Source organism: Streptomyces sp. NPDC104371, from assembly GCF_055583785.1.
Genome location: NZ_JBVJNF010000002.1, coordinates 898,262 through 918,312, shown reverse-complemented (window position 1 = coordinate 918,312; position 20,051 = coordinate 898,262). Strand labels below are relative to the sequence as shown.

Annotated in this window: 20 protein-coding genes and 1 riboswitch; of the genes, 10 read left to right on the top strand and 10 right to left on the bottom strand. The window is 71.3% G+C overall.

Annotation, left to right across the window (positions count from 1 at the left end; translation table 11 throughout):
• Positions 1–262 precede the first annotated feature (262 nt).
• Together purN and purH are read left to right on the top strand one after the other, a co-directional pair.
• A complete protein-coding gene (gene purN, locus ACZ60T_RS09980; protein ID WP_469665474.1) occupies positions 263–913 on the top strand; it encodes a phosphoribosylglycinamide formyltransferase in 651 nt (216 codons plus the stop codon).
• Positions 910–2,481, top strand: coding sequence for a bifunctional phosphoribosylaminoimidazolecarboxamide formyltransferase/IMP cyclohydrolase (gene purH, locus ACZ60T_RS09975; RefSeq protein WP_469665473.1), 1,572 nt, complete (start codon positions 910–912; stop codon positions 2,479–2,481). The genes purN and purH overlap by 4 nt, the downstream gene beginning before the upstream one ends.
• Before the next feature lie 104 nt (positions 2,482–2,585).
• Here purH and ACZ60T_RS09970 read toward each other — a convergent pair whose 3' ends face one another.
• Positions 2,586–3,182, bottom strand: a complete 597-nt coding sequence (locus ACZ60T_RS09970) for a hypothetical protein (protein ID WP_469665472.1) — start codon at positions 3,180–3,182, stop codon at positions 2,586–2,588.
• A gap of 259 nt (positions 3,183–3,441) precedes the next feature.
• Between ACZ60T_RS09970 and ACZ60T_RS09965 the strand changes: the two genes are divergently transcribed.
• The 4 genes from ACZ60T_RS09965 to ACZ60T_RS09950 all read left to right on the top strand — a co-directional run bounded on the left by ACZ60T_RS09965 (position 3,442) and on the right by ACZ60T_RS09950 (position 8,008).
• Positions 3,442–4,296, top strand: coding sequence for a bifunctional methylenetetrahydrofolate dehydrogenase/methenyltetrahydrofolate cyclohydrolase (locus ACZ60T_RS09965; RefSeq protein ID WP_365621196.1), 855 nt, complete (start codon positions 3,442–3,444; stop codon positions 4,294–4,296).
• A gap of 34 nt (positions 4,297–4,330) precedes the next feature.
• The gene (locus tag ACZ60T_RS09960; protein WP_469665471.1) at positions 4,331–4,798 is read left to right on the top strand and encodes a DUF3017 domain-containing protein; all 468 of its coding nucleotides are present in this window, start codon (positions 4,331–4,333) and stop codon (positions 4,796–4,798) included.
• A gap of 580 nt (positions 4,799–5,378) precedes the next feature.
• Positions 5,379–6,512, top strand: coding sequence for an XRE family transcriptional regulator (locus ACZ60T_RS09955; protein ID WP_469665470.1), 1,134 nt, complete (start codon positions 5,379–5,381; stop codon positions 6,510–6,512).
• 506 nt (positions 6,513–7,018) lie between these two features.
• Positions 7,019–8,008, top strand: coding sequence for a malate dehydrogenase (locus ACZ60T_RS09950; protein WP_365621205.1), 990 nt, complete (start codon positions 7,019–7,021; stop codon positions 8,006–8,008).
• A 94-nt stretch (positions 8,009–8,102) separates the two neighbouring features.
• Here the strand turns inward: ACZ60T_RS09950 and ACZ60T_RS09945 are convergent, their stop codons facing one another.
• From ACZ60T_RS09945 to ACZ60T_RS09920, 6 genes are all read right to left on the bottom strand, one after another.
• Complete coding sequence (locus tag ACZ60T_RS09945) at positions 8,103–8,879, bottom strand: hypothetical protein (protein WP_469665469.1); 777 nt, start codon at positions 8,877–8,879, stop codon at positions 8,103–8,105.
• A 195-nt stretch (positions 8,880–9,074) separates the two neighbouring features.
• Positions 9,075–9,368, bottom strand: coding sequence for a hypothetical protein (locus ACZ60T_RS09940; protein WP_469665468.1), 294 nt, complete (start codon positions 9,366–9,368; stop codon positions 9,075–9,077).
• Between the two features lie 533 nt (positions 9,369–9,901).
• Entirely contained in the window at positions 9,902–10,318 is a 417-nt protein-coding gene (locus ACZ60T_RS09935) for a YeeE/YedE thiosulfate transporter family protein (RefSeq protein ID WP_469665467.1), read from the bottom strand.
• A complete protein-coding gene (locus tag ACZ60T_RS09930) occupies positions 10,318–11,019 on the bottom strand; it encodes a YeeE/YedE family protein (protein WP_469665466.1) in 702 nt (233 codons plus the stop codon). The genes ACZ60T_RS09935 and ACZ60T_RS09930 overlap by 1 nt, the downstream gene beginning before the upstream one ends.
• Positions 11,016–11,492, bottom strand: coding sequence for a hypothetical protein (locus ACZ60T_RS09925; RefSeq protein WP_469665465.1), 477 nt, complete (start codon positions 11,490–11,492; stop codon positions 11,016–11,018). The genes ACZ60T_RS09930 and ACZ60T_RS09925 overlap by 4 nt, the downstream gene beginning before the upstream one ends.
• 346 nt (positions 11,493–11,838) lie before the next feature.
• Positions 11,839–12,336: a carboxymuconolactone decarboxylase family protein gene (locus tag ACZ60T_RS09920; RefSeq protein ID WP_365621219.1), complete on the bottom strand. Its 498-nt coding sequence runs from the start codon at positions 12,334–12,336 to the stop codon at positions 11,839–11,841.
• A gap of 46 nt (positions 12,337–12,382) precedes the next feature.
• Here ACZ60T_RS09920 and pdxR point away from each other — a divergent pair, with 46 nt between their 5' ends.
• On the top strand, positions 12,383–13,771 hold the full coding sequence (pdxR, locus tag ACZ60T_RS09915) for a MocR-like pyridoxine biosynthesis transcription factor PdxR (RefSeq protein ID WP_469665464.1): 1,389 nt from the start codon (positions 12,383–12,385) through the stop codon (positions 13,769–13,771).
• Positions 13,772–13,784: 13 nt separating this feature from the next.
• Here the strand turns inward: pdxR and ACZ60T_RS09910 are convergent, their stop codons facing one another.
• Positions 13,785–14,636 (bottom strand): DMT family protein, encoded by an 852-nt coding sequence (locus ACZ60T_RS09910; protein WP_469665573.1) that lies wholly within the window; start codon positions 14,634–14,636, stop codon positions 13,785–13,787.
• Between the two features lie 165 nt (positions 14,637–14,801).
• Here ACZ60T_RS09910 and ACZ60T_RS09905 point away from each other — a divergent pair, with 165 nt between their 5' ends.
• Positions 14,802–15,173, top strand: a complete 372-nt coding sequence (locus ACZ60T_RS09905) for a hypothetical protein (RefSeq protein WP_365621225.1) — start codon at positions 14,802–14,804, stop codon at positions 15,171–15,173.
• 7 nt (positions 15,174–15,180) lie between these two features.
• Complete coding sequence (locus ACZ60T_RS09900; protein ID WP_469665463.1) at positions 15,181–16,365, top strand: glutathionylspermidine synthase family protein; 1,185 nt, start codon at positions 15,181–15,183, stop codon at positions 16,363–16,365.
• 10 nt (positions 16,366–16,375) lie between these two features.
• Here ACZ60T_RS09900 and rocD read toward each other — a convergent pair whose 3' ends face one another.
• On the bottom strand, positions 16,376–17,584 hold the full coding sequence (rocD, locus tag ACZ60T_RS09895) for an ornithine--oxo-acid transaminase (protein ID WP_469665462.1): 1,209 nt from the start codon (positions 17,582–17,584) through the stop codon (positions 16,376–16,378).
• Between the two features lie 111 nt (positions 17,585–17,695).
• Positions 17,696–17,797: riboswitch (ZMP/ZTP riboswitch) on the top strand.
• A 35-nt stretch (positions 17,798–17,832) separates the two neighbouring features.
• Here rocD and ACZ60T_RS09890 point away from each other — a divergent pair.
• Entirely contained in the window at positions 17,833–19,284 is a 1,452-nt protein-coding gene (locus ACZ60T_RS09890; protein WP_365621234.1) for a glycine hydroxymethyltransferase, read from the top strand.
• A gap of 83 nt (positions 19,285–19,367) precedes the next feature.
• On the opposite strand, the gene ACZ60T_RS09885 is transcribed toward ACZ60T_RS09890, so the two are convergent.
• A complete protein-coding gene (locus ACZ60T_RS09885) occupies positions 19,368–20,015 on the bottom strand; it encodes a hypothetical protein (RefSeq protein ID WP_469665461.1) in 648 nt (215 codons plus the stop codon).
• Between the last annotated feature and the right edge of the window lie 36 nt (positions 20,016–20,051).

The window sequence follows — 20,051 nt, the reverse complement described above, 5'->3', positions numbered from 1 at the left end:
CCTCGGGCAGGTGCGCCTGTTCCGGATCAACGTCCCACGCGGTCGCGGCGTTCCCCGCGTCGAACCGGGTTTCCCAGGGCGTCTCCTCCCCAGACGCTACCTTCCGGCCACATCCCCGTCCCGTGGGGGCCGTCCTGTGTGCCGGTATCGTTGCTGGCGGTCGGCCGTTTCGTAGACTTCCCCGTATCCCGGGGTGCGAAGCATTCGTACGACCGTACAAACGCTGTCCCGAGCACCGCACTCCCCGAGAAAGGGCCCCGCCGTGGCCGAGTCCGTGGCCGAGACCGTCACCGAGTCCCCGGCCAAGCGCCTGGTCGTCCTGGTCTCCGGGTCCGGCACCAACCTCCAGGCACTCCTCGACGCCATCGCCGAGATGACCGCCGCCGTCTACGGCGCGGAGATCGTCGCCGTCGGCGCCGACCGCGACGGCATCGAGGGCCTCGCCCGCGCCGAGCGCGCCGGGCTGCCGACCTTCGTGTGCCGGGTCAAGGACCACGAGAGCCGGGAGGCGTGGGACGCCGCCCTCACCGAGGCCGTCGACGCGTACGAGCCCGATCTCGTCGTCTCCGCCGGGTTCATGAAGATCGTGGGGAAGGAGTTCCTCGCGCGGTTCGGCGGGCGGTTCGTCAACACCCACCCCGCCCTGCTCCCCAGCTTCCCCGGAGCCCACGGCGTACGGGACGCACTCACGTACGGCGCCAAGGTCACCGGGTGCACCGTCCACTTCGTCGACGACGGCGTCGACACCGGACCGATCATCGCGCAGGGCGTGGTGGAGGTCCGGGACGAGGACGACGAGAGCGCTCTGCACGAGCGCATCAAGGACGTCGAGCGAAGGCTGCTCGTCGAGGTCGTGGGGCGTATCGCCCGCAACGGCTATCGCATTGAGGGACGAAAGGTAGTAATCCTGTGACCGCCGAGAGCACGAAGCGGCCCATCCGGCGCGCGCTTGTCAGCGTCTACGACAAGACCGGGCTGGAGGATCTCGCCCGCGGACTCCACGAGGCCGGCGTCGAGCTGGTCTCCACCGGGTCCACCGCCGCGAAGATCGCCGCGACGGGTGTTCCCGTCACCAAGGTCGAGGAGCTGACGGGCTTCCCCGAGTGCCTGGACGGGCGGGTCAAGACCCTGCACCCCAAGGTGCACGCGGGCATCCTCGCCGACCTGCGCCTGGACAGCCACCGGGCGCAGCTCGCCGAGCTGGGCGTGGAGCCGTTCGACCTCGTCGTCGTCAACCTCTACCCCTTCCGCGAGACCGTCGCCTCGGGGGCGTCCCCCGACGAGTGCGTCGAGCAGATCGACATCGGCGGGCCCTCCATGGTCCGCGCCGCCGCCAAGAACCACCCGTCCGTGGCCGTGGTCACCAGCCCGGCCCGGTACGCCGACGCGCTGGCCGCGGTCCGCGACGGCGGCTTCGACCTCACCGCCCGCAAGCGCCTCGCGGCGGAGGCCTTCCAGCACACCGCCGCGTACGACGTGGCCGTGGCCTCCTGGTTCGCGTCCTCGTACGCGCCCGTCGACGACTCGGCAGCCGAGTTCCCGGACTTCCTGGGCGCCACCTACGAGCGCAAGAACACGCTGCGCTACGGCGAGAACCCGCACCAGCCCGCCGCCCTCTACGCCGACGGCGAGAGCGGCGGCCTCGCCGACGCCGAGCAGTTGCACGGCAAGGAGATGTCGTACAACAACTACACGGACACGGACGCCGCGCGCCGTGCCGCGTACGACCACGACGAGCCCTGCGTCGCGATCATCAAGCACGCCAACCCCTGCGGGATCGCGGTCGGCGCGGACGTCGCCGAGGCGCACCGCAAGGCGCACGCCTGCGACCCGCTGTCCGCGTACGGCGGTGTCATCGCCGTCAACCGGCCGGTGAGCCGGGAGATGGCCGAGCAGGTCGCCGAGATCTTCACCGAGGTCATCGTCGCGCCGGACTACGAGGAGGGCGCGCTGGAGGCCCTCGCCAAGAAGAAGAACATCCGGGTGCTGAAGGCCCCGAACGGCCCGTCGAACACGGTCGAGTTCAAGCAGATCGACGGCGGCGCGCTTCTTCAGGTCACCGACCGGCTCCAGGCCGAGGGCGACGACCCCGCGCACTGGACCCTCGCCGCGGGCGAGGCGCTCTCCCCCGCCGAACTGCGCGAACTCGCCTTCGCCTGGAAGGCCTGCCGCGCCGTCAAGTCCAACGCGATCCTGCTCGCCAAGGACGGTGCCTCGGTGGGCGTCGGCATGGGTCAGGTCAACCGCGTGGACTCCTGCAAGCTCGCCGTCGAGCGGGCCGGGGAGGAGCGGGCCCAGGGCTCGTACGCCGCCTCGGACGCGTTCTTCCCGTTCCCCGACGGACCGGAGATCCTGATCGCCGCGGGCGTCAAGGCGATCGTGCAGCCCGGCGGTTCGATCCGTGACGAACTCGTCGTGGAGGCCGCGAAGAAGGCGGGCGTGACCATGTACGTCACGGGCACGCGCCACTTCTTCCACTGACGGCAAGTCGCCGTTGAGGCAAGGTACTTACGACACAGGGCCGTGTCCCCCCTCGCGGGTGGGACACGGCCCTGTGTGCGGTGGCGTGTTGAGAGGTGTTCCGGTCAGTAGCCCTCCTGCCGCGGGCGGTTGAACCAGGCGGAGCCGTTGGCGTTGCCGACGAACACCGCGATGAGGACGGCCAGCACGGTGTGCAGCAGACCGACGACGATGAACGGGTAGATGCCGAGAACCGCGGTGATGATCGCGAAGACCATCATCGTGATGCGGACGCCGTTGCCACCCGACTTGAAGTTCACGGCCAGCACGATCGCGAACACCAACCAGCCCACGGCGAAGATCAGGCATGCCCAGACCGTGCCGGACGACTGGTCGGCGAACTGCTGGAAGGCCGAGCTGTCCTTCAGTTCCGTACTGTTCTTGGCGACGCTGATGGTCCTCACGAGGAGCCCGTAGATGACCACACCGACCACCTGAAGGCCGACGATGACCCACATCAGCACACGGGCCGTGGCGACCGTGCCGGGCATGGTCGTCAGGACGGGCTGCTGGCCGTAGTCCCCGAGCGGAGGTGCCTGCGGATAGGCGTAACCGGGCTGACCCTGCGGCTGGCCGTAAGCGGGCTGGCCCTGCGGCTGGCCGTAGCCGGGCGGCTGACCCTGCGGCGCGCCATAGGGGTTGTTCTGATCACCGAAACTCATGAACGGTCTTTCCTCCGTCTTGCTCACGTGCGGGGACGAGCGCGGTAGGGATCGGAGGAGAGTTCTACAGATGCGGTTCTTCCCCCCGGAAACCGCCCGCGGCACTGTCCGTTCATCGTTCTCAAAGCGGCGCGCGTTTGTCCAGCGTCCCCTCATTTGTGTTGTGCAAGTGCAACATCGCTGATCACGGGTGCGAAGAGGAACGAGCGACGGGTGCCCGGATTGGAACCAGGGGCGGTTCATCCGGGAGGATGGGGGCATGACCGCCCAGATTCTCGATGGCAAGGCCACCGCAGCAGAGATCAAGTCCGATCTGACCGCCCGCGTGGCGGCGCTGAAGGAGAGGGGCGTCACGCCCGGCCTCGGCACGATCCTGGTCGGGGACGACCCCGGCAGCCAGAAGTACGTCGCGGGCAAGCACCGTGACTGCGCGCAGGTCGGTATCGCCTCGATCCAGCGCGAACTGCCCGCGACGGCCACGCAGGAGGAGATCGAGGCGGTCGTCCGCGAACTCAACGATGACCCGGCCTGCACCGGTTACATCGTGCAACTCCCGCTGCCCAAGGGCATCGACGAGAACCGTGTCCTGGAGCTGATGGACCCGGACAAGGACGCGGACGGCCTGCACCCGATGAACCTCGGCCGGCTGGTCCTGGGCGAGCCGGCGCCGCTGCCCTGCACCCCCAACGGCGTGCTCACCCTGCTGCGCCGCCACGGCGTGGAGATCAAGGGCGCCGAGGTCGTGGTGGTCGGCCGGGGCGTGACCATCGGGCGCCCGATGCCGCTGCTGCTCACGCGGCGCAGCGAGAACGCCACGGTCACCCAGTGCCACACCGGCACCCGCGACCTCTCGGCGCACCTGAAGCGGGCGGACATCATCATCGCCGCGGCGGGCTCCGCGCATCTGGTCCGGGCCGAGGACGTCAAGCCGGGCGCGGCCGTGCTCGACGTCGGCGTCTCGCGCACCGCCGAAGGCAAGATCGTCGGCGATGTCCACCCCGACGTCGCCGAGGTGGCGGGCTGGATCTCCCCGAACCCGGGCGGCGTGGGCCCGATGACCCGTGCCCAGCTTCTCGTCAACGTGGTCGAGGCGGCGGAGCGCAGTGTCGGCTGAGGACAGGCCCGAGGGCCTCCGGGAGAAGGAGTCCGTGGCGACGCGGGCCACGGACTCCGAGCCCGGCGTGGCGGACGCCGTCAGCGCGCCCGACGCGCAGGGCAGGCCGCGGCGCGCCACGCGGCGGTTCCCGCGCATGACCCGCGACACGGCGCGGCCCGAGGGCGGTGGCCGGGCGGCGCCCGGTGACGCTCCCGCACCCGCCCGTCAGTGGCCGGTCCTCGCCGTCCTGGGCGTCGCCGCCCTCGGGCTGCTGGTGACCGCGCTGGACGCCTTCCGCTTCGGCACGATCCTGGTCGGGGCGGCGCTGCTGGGCGGCGCCGTGATGCGCTGGACGCTGCCGGACGTGGGCATGCTGGCGGTGCGCTCCCGCTTCACCGACATGGTGACGTACGCGCTGCTGGGCGGCGCCATCGTGCTGTGCGCGCTGATGGCCCAGCCGAACGCCTTGCTGGAGTTCCCGTTCCTGGACGAGACCCTGCACTTCACGATCCGTACGTGAGTACGTGAGTACACGAGTACGTAGTACGTGAACTCGCCCGCGTGCGCGGGCAGACGGAAGTGCGGCGCCCAGCCTCTCCCCCGTGGGAGGCCGGGCGCCTTGGGGCGGGGGGACCGCCCGAGAACCACCCTCATCGACCTGCGGTGACTCTTCAACCGCTGACGGTCCGCTGTGGCACGGAAGTGACCGTTCCGCTACGTGCCTGCGGATCAAAGCAGCCGAACGCCCCTTCGCGCGGCGTGCGTTGATCGTGCCTGCGGGACCCGCCGCGCCGCTCGCCACGTTCACCTCATGCCGAGGTCTCCGCTGTGTCCCCGTTGTGTCGATGTGTTGACAAGTTCGCGCATCCGCGTCGAATCATCCGTACGTCCGGGCTAGCGTTGTTCCCGGCCGTATGAGCACGTGGCCGCGCACAACGGGCGTGCGAGGTGTGGGGGATTGCCCGAATGCTCCCGTGCGCCCCCGGTTCGGCAGGCAAGGCCCTGGCCGGACCCGTTCCCGTGGGTAACCAGAACGGGGACACGGCAGCGGGCACCACGCATGGGGAAGACCGCAGGAAACGGGGGAAGAGGGGGAAGCGATGCCGCGTTGGAGGGCCTTGCCCGAGGAACTCGACCCGCAACTGAGGGAGTTCGCGAGCCAACTGCGACGGCTCGTGGACCGCAGCGGGCTGAGTGTCTCCGCGGTGGCCGACCGCACGGGCTACAGCAAGACGTCCTGGGAGCGTTACCTCAACGGCCGGTTGCTCGCGCCCAAGGGCGCGATCGTGGCGCTGGCCGAGGTGACCGGTACAAACCCTGTCCATCTGACGACGATGTGGGAGCTGGCCGAGCGTGCCTGGAGCCGCTCGGAGCTGCGCCACGACAGGACCATGGAGGCCATAAGGATCTCCCAAGCCCGCGCGGAACTGGGGGAGTTCGGGGCGGCTCCGGAGGTCGGGGACCGCGGCGGCAGGGCGGCACCGCCGCGCGGCGCCCCGGCCACGGCGGGCACCGCGGGCGTGGCACCGTCCGTGCCGCAGCAGCCGACCGCCACGGAGGCCCGGGACGCCGAGGGGAGTGCACGGGCGGCCCGGGGGTCCGCCGGGCAGCGGAGAGACATGGGCCGGGCGCCGGACAGCCCGGTCCGTACGCCGGGGACGTACGGACCGGTGACGGCCGACGGCCGTCCGCGCGACGGAGGCCCTCCGCGTGACGGCGGTGGTCCGCCGGAACAGCCGCGCCCCAAGCGGCGGTTGGCGATGTTCGCCGCAGGCGTGGTCGGGGCCCTCGTGGTGATCGGGGTGGCCTTCGCCCTGACCGACGGGGACGGCGAGAAGAGCGAGAGCGCGACGAAGCCGTCCCCCGCGCTCGCGAGCCCGTCCCCCGATCTGCCGCCCGGCGTCAAGTGCGGCGGCGCGAGCTGCACCGGCAAGGACCCGGAGGCCATGGGCTGCGGCGGCACGCTGGCGCAGAGCGCCACCAGCGTCACCGTCGGCACGACCCTCGTCGAGGTCCGCTACAGCAAGACCTGCGGCGCGGCGTGGGCCCGGATCACCCGGGCCGCGCAGGGGGACACGGTCGAGGTGTCCGCGGGGGCAACACCCCGACAGCGCGGGGCGGTCGACGTCCCCGGGACGGCGGACGCGTACACCCCGATGGTGGCCGTGAAGAGCCCGGCGGAGGCGAAGGCCTGCGTGTCGCTGCGGTCGGGCCGCACGGGGTGCACGGCCTGACCGTACGGGGCCGGAGCGGACCCGGCGCGCGGGGGAGCGGGACGTCAGGGGGAGGGGCGTGCGGAACGGGGGCGCGCACCGCTCGGTGAAAACAATCGGCGCGCGGTACGCATGAGTGTCCGCGCACGGGGCATGCGGACCGGTACCCCCCACGGGAGTCCAGCAGTGCCGGAAGGCCCAAGGCCTTCCGGCCGGACGCCACACGGCGACCGCCTCACCCCTCCGCTCACCCCTTCCGGACAGGCGGTCGCCGTGCCCAACACCGGGTGTCCGCCTCGGCTCGTACCGGCTCCGTACCGAGTGTGTGGGCCGGGCCACAGGGACCCGGCCGTCTCGGATCCCGGATGCGCGATAGCCTGACGGGTGGATCTCTCTTGACGCCAAGTGATCGATCATTCGTACCGGTGATCGATCGCCGCGGCCGGCACCGGTCACCAGCCGGAGCGGGGATCCCGCACCCTCCGGGGCGACAAGCCCCCACCGCCTGCTGTCATACGGAGAACGCCATGACCCGCACTCCCGTGAACGTCACCGTCACCGGCGCGGCCGGCCAGATCGGCTACGCACTGCTCTTCCGCATCGCCTCCGGCCAGCTCCTCGGCGCGGACGTGCCGGTCAAGCTGCGCCTGCTGGAGATCACCCCCGCGCTGAAGGCCGCCGAGGGCACGGCGATGGAGCTGGACGACTGCGCGTTCCCGCTCCTCAAGGGCATCGACATCAGCGACGACCCGAACGTGGCCTTCGACGGCGCCAACGTCGCCCTCCTCGTGGGCGCCCGCCCGCGCACCAAGGGCATGGAGCGCGGTGACCTCCTCCAGGCCAACGGCGGCATCTTCAAGCCGCAGGGCAAGGCCATCAACGACCACGCCGCGGACGACATCAAGGTCCTCGTCGTCGGCAACCCGGCCAACACCAACGCGCTGATCGCCCAGGCCGCCGCCCCGGACGTACCGGCCGAGCGCTTCACCGCGATGACCCGCCTGGACCACAACCGCGCGCTCACGCAGCTCGCGAAGAAGACGGGCACCTCGGTCGCCGACATCAAGCGCCTGACCATCTGGGGCAACCACTCCGCCACCCAGTACCCGGACATCTTCCACGCCACGGTCGCCGGCAAGAACGCCGCCGAGGTCGTCAACGACGAGAAGTGGCTGGCCGAGGACTTCATCCCGACCGTCGCCAAGCGCGGTGCCGCCATCATCGAGGCCCGCGGTGCCTCGTCGGCCGCCTCCGCCGCCAACGCCGCCATCGACCACGTGCACACGTGGGTCAACGGCACCGCCGAGGGCGACTGGACCTCCATGGGTATCCCGTCGGACGGCTCCTACGGCGTCCCGGAGGGTCTGATCTCCTCCTTCCCGGTCACCACCAAGAACGGCAGCTACGAGATCGTCCAGGGCCTGGACGTCAACGAGTTCTCCCGTGCCCGCATCGACGCGTCGGTGAAGGAGCTGGAGGAGGAGCGCGAGGCCGTTCGCGCGCTCGGCCTCGTCTGAGCCCGAGCCGTCGCGGTCCTTCCGCAAGGCATCCCGCAGGCCCCGTTCCGGTCACCCGGAGCGGGGCCTGCGGCCGTTCAGGCCCGACCGGTCGTCAGGTCTGCCGCTCCTGGAGCACTTCCCTGAACTTCGAGACGTCCAGGGACTGGTGAGCGGACGGGGTCTTCGACGGGACCGGCTTGCCGTAGTCCGTGAAGGTCAGGCTCAGATCCGTACCGGGCCCCTTCTGGGCCGCGCGGTACAACTGGTGCGGTTCGTCCGCCGTCACATACAGCGTCGACGTCATGGAGTGCGACCGGGACGTCAGCGGGATCACGCGCGTACCGTCCAGCGTCGTCTCCGCGCCCCGCTCCAGCGCCTGCGGCTGGGACGACGTGGTGCCCTTCTGCAGGGCCTTGAGGTCGCACATCGCCGCCACGCCCTTGAGGAGGTCGTCGGACGCCGGGCCGTGGATATAGCGGTCCTTGAACACCTGCGCCGCGTGCGTGCCCTGGCGGCCGGGCAGTTCGGCCTTCCAGAAGGCCTTGTCCGGCTTCAGCCAGACGTCGCCGCCGTGCTTGACGAGCTTCACGGTGCCGCCGTGCGCGCCCATCGTCATGACGCCCGTGCAGTTGCCCTTGCTGTCGAGCGCGAGGTTCAGTGTCGCCGCGCGGCTGAAGCTGGCCGCCGTCTCCGGGCTCCGGTCCACGTAGGCGAGCCGCAGCGAGTGCGTGTTCCGCAATTGCTCGCGCGCCGTTCTGGCCAGTTGCTGCGCGCTCGAGTCACCGCCGGTCTCGGCCCAGGCGGTGGTCCCCGAGGTGATCAGGAGCGCCGCGGTCGCGGCCGTCACCGTACAGGTCGTCGCTTTCGCGCGGCCGTGCGTCACGGTCATGGCGTCACCTCCATGGGTGCACCCACCACCGTACGTTTGCCCCCTTTCCCCCGCATGTCCAGCCGTCCGAGCGTGACACCTGCGTGACGCAGGGCTCTCTACGGGGGCGGGCACACCAGGGCCCCGGTCGGCACGACGCGTCGTGTACCGGCCGGGGCCATGGTCTGTCGGCTCAGTCAGGCGGAGCGCTCACGCTCAGGCCGTGACGGGAATGCACAGGGCGGAGACGGTGAAGGTCGCGGGGATGATCGTGCCGTTGTGGACGGTGCCGAGCCAGCCGTTGTCGAACGGCGTTGTCCTGACCACCGCGACATCGGGGCCGACGAGGGCCGACGCGACTCCGCCGCCGGTGACACGGGTTCCCGCCGGGCAGGTGACCTCGTGCGTGACCGATGAGTTCCCGGGAAGAGCGAACGTCTCCTCGACGGTGAACGGCGCGTTGACCGGGCCGGCGGGGCCCGTCGCGCCCTGGGCTCCTTGAACACCCATGATGCCTTGCGGTCCTTGGACGCCCGGCGTGCCCGGTGTGCCCATGGCGCCCTGCGGCCCTTGGACGCCCGGAGTACCCGGAGTGCCCATGGCGCCTTGCGGCCCCTGAGGGCCCGTGGCGCCCTGCGGTCCTTGCGGTCCCTGGGGACCCCGCTTGCCGCGGCACTCCTTCGATCCACCCCCGCGGGACTCGTCGACGCTCCGGCCGTGGTCCTTGCAGTCCCGGTGCGACGACGTGACCGCGTCGGTCGCCGCGCTCGCGGGGGCCTGGGCCGCCTCGGCGGTGGACGCGATGCCGGTGAGAACACAAGGAAGCGCAATACCGACAACGAGCGCTTCTCGCGTTTTCGATGCTCTTCCCTGTTTCGAATAGCGCGTCATTCACCAACTCCTTGCTTGAGTGGATCGAGCGATACCCAAAGTGCCATCACAGGGGATACACGACGTGACGGCCGACAAGGATCAGCTACGTCAGGACCCAACGACCTTTCATGCCAACGGCGCACGGGTCTCGGCGAACAACGCGGGATTCGTCACAACCCGCAGGAACCGCGGTCGAGCCGGAAGTAGCGGCCACTGGCCCAGCGGCACAGCCGGGTTCCGACCACGACACCGGCGATGGTGACCAGGGCGGGCAGATATCCGCCCGCGAGTTGGGCGATCGGAATGGCCGGGCAGCCGCCCGAGATCGCCCAGCCCGTGCCGAACAGCACCGCGCCGATGACGACGCCCGCGTGGACACGCCCCGGCGTACGGCGGACCCGCAGCACGGCGAACACGGCCGCGATGATCACGACGGCACCGGCGAAGGACAGCAGCATCCGCGAGTCCTGGAAGGTGAACATGCGGTTCAGCTCGGCATAGTCGACGAAGCCGATATTGCTGAGGGTGAAGCCGAGAGCCAGCCCGGAGATGATGTTGGCCAGCAGGAGCGCGCCTCGGGTGCGCATCAGATCACCTTCCAGAGCAGGAACGACACTCCGGCGGCGGTGCCGAAGAACACGGCGGTCGCGACGATGCTGACCGGTTGCAGCCGACCGCAGCCGCTGAGTCCGTGGCCGGAGCTGCACCCCCCGGCCAGCCGGGTGCCGAAGCCCACCAGCACGCCGCCCAGGAACAGCAGAACGACCATGGTGAGGGGGTTGCCGGTCACCAGGTCGCGAAAGCCCGGCCCCATGTCGTAGCGGATCTCGAACCGTCCGGAGGCGAGCGAGGCGATCAGTCCGCCGAGGAAGATCGACACCAGCAGGGCGGCCTGGGTGACCAGCGGCGCCGGGCGCCGGTTCATGGCGGAGGAGCGCTCCTCCGCCACGGGTTCGACCACCGGGGCGGTCGGCCGCGGTGCGGCGTACGGGGCCTGTGGGGCGCCGTAGTACGCCTGCGGGTCACCGTACGAAGTCCCGTGCGCGGCAGGGGTGTTGGGGGCCGTCGTGCCGAAGTGCTCGGCCGTGGCCGCAGCGAGGGCGTCGACCAGCGCCTGCTCGTCGGTGAACTCCTCCTCGGCCCGTTCGAGCCGGCGTTCCCTGCGCCAGTGCAGCACCCGGTCCCAGGCCGACGAGACCCCGAAGGACCGGTCGGTGGTGAGGGTGTGGTTGACGATGACCAGCGCGAGCCCGACCGCGCCGGCCCACCAGGGCCAGTAGGGGCTCATGCCGGACTCCGCATCCACTCGGTGAGCCGAGCCCACCAGCCGCGCTTGCGGCCGGGCTCGCGCGGAGTCCGCGCGGACGGCGGAGGCGTCGGTGCCGGTGTCGGCACGGGGGATGACATGGGGGTCGGCTGGGACCACGCCCCGCTCTCCGGCGCCCACGGATCGGCTCCTGGCGGCGGGGCCTGCGTGGCTTGCGGGGGCGGGTAGGCCTGCGCTTGCGCCGGATATGGCTGCGCCGGATGGGGCTGTGCCTGTGCCGGATACGCCTGCGCCTGCGTCGGGCGGGCCGGGCCGGTGGCCGCTTCGAGGTGCCGCGCCGCGGCCCCGTTGGGCAGCAGGCTGATCGGCACCGGCTCACCGGTGAGCGACAGCCGGTAGCGAGCACAGTCGTGCCATTGGTCCGCGCTGTCGCAGTAGTAGTCGCGCCACCCCTGCAAGCTCGCCTTGAGCAGGGGGAACAGGGGACACTCCACGGCATGTGAGCAACCCACGTTGCTCCCTCCGGTTCTCGTCATCGCCGTGATCGAATCACTGATTCGGTGCCTCGGGCAACCTCAGGGAGATGTCACGCCAAGGCGTTTGACGGTGTTCTCCCGACAACTTGTGGAGGGAATGCGGACATTGCGTCGAGCTGTCGAGGGGTATGGATATCGAAGACCGTGAAACAGGTCACTGAAGGTGCGTGAAATTCCGCACATCCGGCGCCGGTTGGCGCGGCGCCGGGTTCTTTCGGCAATCACTGTGCGGAGCCTCGTCCGGCAAGGACAAGAACTCCGCCCGCGTGATACTCGTTCGGCTCCTCCCGCCAAGGAGGAACGGTCAGTTGTGCTTGCCCGGCTCGTAGTGGCCCGGCGTCATGCGCGTGGTGATGGCGAACCGGTTCCAGGCGTTGATCACCGTGATCGCGGCGATCAGTTGGGTGAGTTCGGCCTCGTCGAAGTGCTTGGCGGCCTTCTCGTACACCTCGTCCGGCACGCCCCCCTCGGTGATGAGCGTCACGGCCTCGGTCAGCTCCATCGCCGCGAGTTCCTTCTCGGTGTAGAAGTGCCGCGACTCCCGCCACGCGCTGAGCTGCACGATCCGCTCGACGGTCTCCCCGGCCGCGAGCGCGTCCTTGGTGTGCATGTCGAGACAGAAGGCGCAGCCGTTCACCTGCGAGGCGCGGATCTTGACCAGTTCGTACAGCTTCGGGTCGACACCCCGACGGGCGGCCACGTCCAGCCGGACCATGGCCTTGTAGACGTCGGGAGCCTGCTGGGCCCACTGCAGTCGGGCGGGCTCTTCGTGCGCGTACTGTGCGTTGTTCTCTGCGATCATGCTTCGACCCTACGGACCGTGCAGCCCAACGGTATGGTCCATTCCCATGGCGAATTCCTGGGCCACTTTGGGAGTCGATCTCCTGCTCGAACCGACCGGGCCGGGCCTGCGCAAAGGCCTGACGAACGCCCTGCGGGAGGCGGTCCGCAGCGGTCGGCTGGCCCCGGGCACCCGGCTGCCCTCCTCCCGCTCGCTCGCCGTCGACCTGGGGATCGCGCGCAACACGGTCGCCGAGGCCTACGGGGACCTGGTCGCCGAGGGCTGGCTCTCGGCCCGCCAGGGTTCGGGCACCCGGGTGGCCGAGCGCACCTCCCCGGGACCGAAGGCCGCGCCCGCCCCCCGGCCCCGCAAGCGGGGCCGCCCCGTGTACGACCTGGTGCCCGGCACCCCCGACCTGTCCTTCTTCCCGCGCGCGGAGTGGCTCAAGGCCGCCCGCCGCGCCCTCACCGTGGCGCCCAACGACGCCTTCGGCTACGGCGATCCGCGCGGTCGCGTCGAACTGCGCACCGCGCTCGCGCAGTATCTGTCCCGGGCGCGCGGGGTGCGCGCCGACCCGGACCGGATCCTCGTGTGCGCGGGGATCTCGCACGGTCTGAAGATCCTCAGCGCGGCGCTCCAGGCACGCGGCGTCCGCGGTATCGCCGTCGAGTCGTTCGGCCTCGACGTCCACTACGACCAACTGGCGGCGACCGGACTGCGTACCGATCCGCTTCCGTTCGACGAACGGGCCACCCGCACCGACGAGTTGACCGACCAGGCCGCCGTCCTGCTCACCCCCGCCCACCAGTTCCCCATGGGCGTACCCCTGCATCCGGACCGGCGCGCGGCCGTCGTCGACTGGGCGCGGCGCACGGGCGGACTGGTCCTGGAGGACGACTACGACGGGGAGTTCCGCTACGACCGCCAGCCGGTCGGGGCGTTGCAGGGCCTGGACCCGGACCATGTGGTCTATCTCGGTACCGCCAGCAAGTCCCTCGCCCCCGGGCTGCGCCTCGGCTGGATGGTGCTGCCGCCGGGGCTGGCCGAGGAGGCGGTGGCGGCGAAGGGCGAGGCGGACACCTGCGGTGCGATGGACCAGTTGACGCTGGCGGAGTTCCTCACGTCGGGCGCGTACGACCGTCATGTGCGCGCCGCGCGGCTGCGCTACCGGCGGCGGCGCGACGCCCTGACCGAGGCGCTCGCCGTGCGCGCCCCCGACATCCGGGTCACGGGCATCGCGGCGGGTCTGCACGCGGTGCTGCGCCTTCCGCCCGGCACCGAGCGGACGGTGGTCCAGGCGGCGGCCTGGCAGGGGCTCGCGCTGCACGGCCTGGGGCGCTATCGCCACGCGCGCGCCGTCACCGAGGCGCCCGATGCCCTGGTCGTGGGGTACGCGACACCGCCGGACCACGCGTGGGCGGCGGCGCTGGAGGCGCTGTGCCGGGTGCTGCCGTGACCGAGGGCCGCGGTCAGACCGCCTCGGCCGACGCCTGACGGACCGGCTCCTCTTCGGCCGGTGCCTCCCCGAACCGGGCCAGCAGCAGGGCGCCGGTCACCGCCACCATGAACCCCAGGACCGCCAGCCAGGCCATCCCCTCCCGGGTCCGGTCGCCCAGCCAGATCACGCCCACCAGCGCGGGGCCCGCCGTCTCGCCCATGACCATGCCCGCGGTGGCCGCCGTCACCGACCCCCGCTCCAGGGCCGTGGTCAGCAGCAGGAAGGCCGCCGATCCGCCGAGCAGCAGCGCGTACGCCGCCGGGTTGGTGAGCAGGGCGGACGGCGCCATCCCGTCGATCAGCCGTACGGTGACCTCGACCACCCCGAACCCGAATCCGGCGCCCAGCCCGAGCGTCAGGGACCGGCCCCGTTCCGGGAGCCGTCCCCCGGTCAAGGCGAGCAGCAGCACCGCCACCGCCGCCGCCAGCGTCACGTACTTCAGCGCCGTCGACCCGGCCCGGTCGCCCTCCGCGCCGGACGCCAGCCCCAGCATCGCCAGCCCCCCGCACACGACCGCCACCGCGGCCCACTCGCTCCGGGTCAGCCGCACCCGCAGCAGCCGGGCCGCGACCACCGCCGTCACCGCGAGGCTGGACGCGAGCGCCGCGCCCACCGCGTAGATCGGGATCGAGCGCAGCGCCACGATCTGCAGCAGGAACCCGAGCCCGTCCAGCGCGAGCCCCGCCACGTACCGCCACTGCCGCAGCGCCCGCAGCAGGAGGGCCGCGTCCCCGCCCCCGCCCCGGCCCGCCGCGCGGGTCGCGACCGCCTGCAACACGGTCGCCGTACCGAAACACACCGCCGCACCCAGCGCACACACCATTCCGAAGAGCACGGGTCGACTGTAGACGGAGCGACTGTAAGAGGTCGGAAACAAGAACAGGGCTGGATCCGAACACGCCTGCGAGTGTCTCTAGTCTGATGGCAGCAAGCGCATCCGGTGTCTCAGCACACTCACCACACTCATCGCACGGGGGCGAACACGAACATGGCGGACACACGGCGACAACTGCGTTCAGGCACGGTCCTCCTCGGCGGCATGGGACTGCTCGCCGTCACCCTGACCGCCTGCTCCTCGGGCTCGGACCCGGACAAGCGGTGCGTCGACCGCAACAGCTACACCTACGGCAAGGGCTACCGGGTCGTCGCGGACAAGAACTGCACCACCACCAAGACCACGGTCAACGGGTCCTGGTACTACGGCGGCAAGAAGAAGCGCGGCTGGGTCAAGGACGGGTCGTTCGTCAAGCCCGGCAAGGGCGGCTCGGGCGGTTCGGGCGGCTCGGGTTCGTACGACGGCGGCCACAGCGGAGTCCACCGCGGCGGCTTCGGCGGCGGGCACGGCGGATACGGCGGCTGAGCGCCCCGTGGAACGTCGCACGATCGAACCCCGCCCCGACTGGCAGCAGACGGTCGAGGCCCAGGGCCTCATCTACCCGCTCACCCGCTACCCGGACAACTCCCTGCGCCCCTACTGGGACGAGAGCGCGTACTACGTCTTCTCGCTCCCCGAGGTGGAGGCGCTGGAGGAGGTCGTCGAGGAACTGCACGGCATGTGTCTGGCCGCGGCCGGGCACATCGTCGCCGAGAACCGCTTCGCCGACCTCGGCATCACCGACCCGCGCGTCGTCCGGGCGGTCGCCGAGGCCTGGCAGCGGCGCGCCGAACTCCCTTCCGTCTACGGCCGTTTCGACCTGCACTACGACGGCACGGGCCCGGCCAAGCTCCTGGAGTACAACGCCGACACCCCCACGTCCCTGATCGAGGCCGCCTCGCCGCAGTGGTTCTGGATGGAGGAGCGCTTCCCGGGCGCCGACCAGTGGAACTCCCTCCACGAACGGCTCGTCGCCGCCTGGAAGCGACAGGCCGGCCTGCTGCCGCCCGGCAGCCCGCTCCACTTCGCGCACTCCTCGGACGACGAACTCGGCGAGGACCTGATGACGGTCGCCTATCTGAAGGAGACCGCGGAACAGGCCGGGCTCGACACCGACTGGATCTCCATGGAGGAGATCGGCTGGGACCCGCTCTCCGGCCGCTTCGTCGACAACCGGCTCCGGTTCATCCGCAGTTGCTTCAAGCTCTACCCCTGGGAGTGGCTCACCACCGACGCGTTCGCCGGCCATGTCCTCGACACCCTGGACAACGGCGGCGGCACGGGCAGCACCCTGTGGATCGAACCGGCCTGGAAGATGCTGCTCAGCAACAAGGCGCTGCTCGCCATCCTCTGGGAGCTGTACCCGGGCCACCCCCATCTGCTCCCGGCCCACCTCGACGGCCCGAGGGACCTGGCGCACACCACGGGCTACGTCGCCAAGCCGCTCCTCGGCCGCGAGGGCGCGGGGGTGACGGTCCACGAGCCGGGTGCCGCCCCGGTCGTCCGCGAAGAGGCGTGCTGCTACCAGGAGTTGGCGCCCCTGCCCGCCTTCGACGGCAACCACGTCGTCCTCGGCGCCTGGGTCGTCGACGGCGAGTCGGCGGGCCTCGGCATCCGCGAGTCCTCCGGCCTGATCACCGACGAGTACGCCCGCTTCCTGCCGCACGTGATCCTCTAGGTCACTACGGTCACTGGACGTCGAGGACCGCGTGCAACTGGGCCACCCCCCAGTCCAGGTCCTCCTCGCTGATCACCAGGGGCGGGGCGATCCGGATCGTGGCGCCGTGGGTGTCCTTCACCAGGACGCCGCGGTCCAGCAGCTTCTCGCTGATCTCCCGCCCCGTCCCGTACCGCGGATGGATGTCGACGCCCGCCCACAGCCCGCGTCCGCGCACCGCGGTCACCCGGCCCGTGTCCGTCAGCGGGGCCAGCTCGCGGTGCAGCCGCTCGCCCAGCCCCGCCGCCCGCGCCTGGTACTCACCGGAGCGCAGCATCGCGATCACCTCCAGCGCCACCGCGCAGGCCAGCGGGTTCCCGCCGAACGTCGACCCGTGCTCGCCCGGCCGGAACACCCCGAGCACGTCCCTGCTCGACACCACCGCCGACACCGGCACGATCCCGCCGCCGAGCGCCTTCCCGAGCACGTACACATCCGGTACGACGTCCTCGTGCTCGCAGGCGAAGGTGCGGCCCGTGCGGCCGAGCCCCGACTGGATCTCGTCGGCGACGAAGAGCACGTTCCGCTCACGGGTCAGCTCGCGCACCCCCGGCAGATACCCGGCCGGTGGCACCAGCACCCCCGCCTCGCCCTGGATCGGCTCCAGCAGCACCGCCACCGTGTTCTCGGTCAGCGCCGCGCGCATCGCGGTCAGGTCGCCGTACGGCACGATCTCGAAGCCCGGTGTGTACGGACCGTAGTCCGCGCGCGCCTCCGGGTCGGTGGAGAAGCTGATGATCGTCGTCGTACGGCCGTGGAAGTTGTTCGCCGCGACCACGATCTTGGCCATCTCGGCGGGCACGCCCTTGACCCGGTAGCCCCACTTGCGGGCCGTCTTCACCGCGGTCTCCACGGCCTCGGCGCCCGTGTTCATCGGCAGCACCATCTCCATGCCGCACAACTCGGCGAGCTGCGCGCAGAAGGCGGCGTACCGGTCGTGGTGGAAGGCCCGCGACGTCAGCGTCACCCGCTCCAGTTGCGCCTTCGCCGCGTCGAGGAGCCGCCGGTTGCCGTGGCCGAAGTTCAGCGCCGAGTACCCGGCCAGCAGATCGAGATAGCGGCGCCCCTCGACATCCGTCATCCACGCGCCCTCCGCCGTCGCCACGACGACCGGGAGGGGGTGGTAGTTGTGCGCGCTGTGGGCCTCGATCGCGGCGACGATCGTGTCGGTGGTCTTCACATGAGCCCCTTCCGGCCTCCGAGGACGGGCCCCCTTACCCATCGTCGCCTTCCTGCCGTCGCTCGCATGGTGGACGAGGACGCGGGGCGCCGTGACGCGCCCGGTAGGCTGATCGCGGGCCGTGACTGGCGCGCTGGGATGGGACCGACCATCGGGGAGCGGCCCCGGTCCTGTGGGCCTTGTGAGCGAGTGCCGTGCGCCTGGGCCGACCGTGAACCGTGTTCGCTTGCCACGCCCCGGAGGCCGATATGCCCGAGCAGCAGTCCCGCTCCACCGAGTCCACCGCCTTCCGCGCCGCCCTCGACGTGATCCGCGCCGTCGAGCCGCGCGTCGCCGACGCCATCGGTCAGGAGGTCGCCGACCAGCGCGAGATGCTCAAGCTGATCGCCTCCGAGAACTACGCGTCCCCGGCGACGCTGCTGGCCATGGGCAACTGGTTCAGCGACAAGTACGCCGAGGGCACCATCGGCCGCCGCTTCTACGCCGGCTGCCGCAACGTCGACACCGTCGAGTCCCTCGCCGCCGAGCACGCCAAGGCGCTCTTCGGCGCCCGCCACGCCTATGTCCAGCCGCACTCCGGCATCGACGCCAACCTCGTCGCCTTCTGGGCCGTGCTCGCCCAGCGCGTCGAGGCCCCCGCGCTGGAGAAGGCGGGCGTCCGCCAGGTCAACGACCTCTCCGAGGAGGACTGGGCCGAGCTGCGCCGCGCCTTCGGCAACCAGCGCATGCTCGGCATGTCCCTGGACGCGGGCGGCCACCTCACGCACGGCTTCCGCCCGAACATCTCCGGCAAGATGTTCGACCAGCGCTCCTACGGCACCGACCCGGCCACCGGGCTGATCGACTACGAGGCGCTGCGCGCGTCCGCCCGCGACTTCAAGCCGCTGATCATCGTCGCGGGCTACTCGGCCTACCCCCGGCTGGTGAACTTCCGGATCATGCGCGAGATCGCCGACGAGGTCGGCGCCACGCTCATGGTCGACATGGCGCACTTCGCGGGGCTGGTCGCGGGCAAGGTCCTCACCGGCGACTTCGACCCCGTGCCGCACGCCCAGATCGTCACGACCACCACCCACAAGTCGCTGCGCGGCCCGCGCGGCGGCATGGTCCTGTGCGACGACTCGCTCAAGGACCAGGTCGACCGCGGCTGCCCGATGGTGCTCGGCGGCCCGCTCCCGCATGTGATGGCGGCGAAGGCGGTCGCGCTGGCGGAGGCCCGGCAGGACTCCTTCCGCGCCTACGCCCAGCGGATCGTGGACAACTCCCGCGCGCTGGCCGAGGGTCTGATGCGCCGTGGCGCCACGCTCGTGACCGGCGGCACGGACAACCACCTGAACCTGATCGACGTGGCCTCCTCCTACGGCCTCACCGGCCGCCAGGCGGAAGCCGCCCTGCTGGACTCCGGCATCGTCACCAACCGCAACGCCATCCCGGCCGACCCGAACGGCGCCTGGTACACCTCCGGCATCCGCATCGGCACCCCCGCGCTCACCACGCGCGGCCTGGGCACGGCGGAGATGGACGAGATCGCGGCCCTGATCGACCGCGTCCTCACCACCACCGCCCCCGGCACGACGAGCAAGGGCGCCCCGTCCAAGGCCCAGCACGTCCTGGACCCGAAGACCGCGGACGAGATCGCCCACCGCGCCTCCGCCCTGCTGACCGGCTTCCCCCTGTACCCGGAGATCGACCTGAGCTGACCACCCCTGCCGAGCACGGGGCCGCGCCACACCACGCGGCCCCACCGCCCGCCCGCGACTGGGGCGCGCGGTCCTGCTGCCCGTCAGAGGTCGATGAGTTCGTGCCGCGGCTCGACCGGCGGCCTCCCGCGCCGGGCCGCAGCACGCCGTACGACGTACCCGCCTCCGCCTCCCAGAACGAGCCCCGCGCCGAGCCCCCAGGCTCCCCAGCGCAGGCGGTCCGAGGTGTCGGTTGCCTCGGTGGCGGGCGGGGCCCAGAGCCCGGCCTGCTCCAGCCGGTCGAAGGTATCCCGTGGTGCCCGGCGCCACCGGATGTCGTCGTCGTCGACGTCGGGCGCCGGATCCGAGCGCACCCACGGCGTCCCGTCCTCCGCGAGGAGCACCTGGTCCTCGCGGTCGATGGCCACGTCACCGCCGGGCGGGCGCCGCGTCTGCGGCCACCCCCCGACCCCCGGCAGCCCCCACACCACCGTGGCGCGCACGCGCGGGTAGCGACCCTGGCGCCACGCCTCCGGCACCTGCTCGCTCCTCGTCTCCGTCGGCCCCAGCAGTCGCCACAGCAGCGTGAAGTCCCGGTCGCCCTGGCGCAGGGTCGTCGTGCGGCCCGTGTCGTTCGCCACCACGAGGGCGAGGCCGGGTGAGAGCTTGCCCACAGCCTTCGCCGGGGTCGCGCTTCCCGCCAGTACCACCGCCGCCGCCCCCAACGCAGCCACCAGCCCGCGTTTTGTCATGTCCCCTTGTTACACCGTCGGTGACGCTTGGGTCCC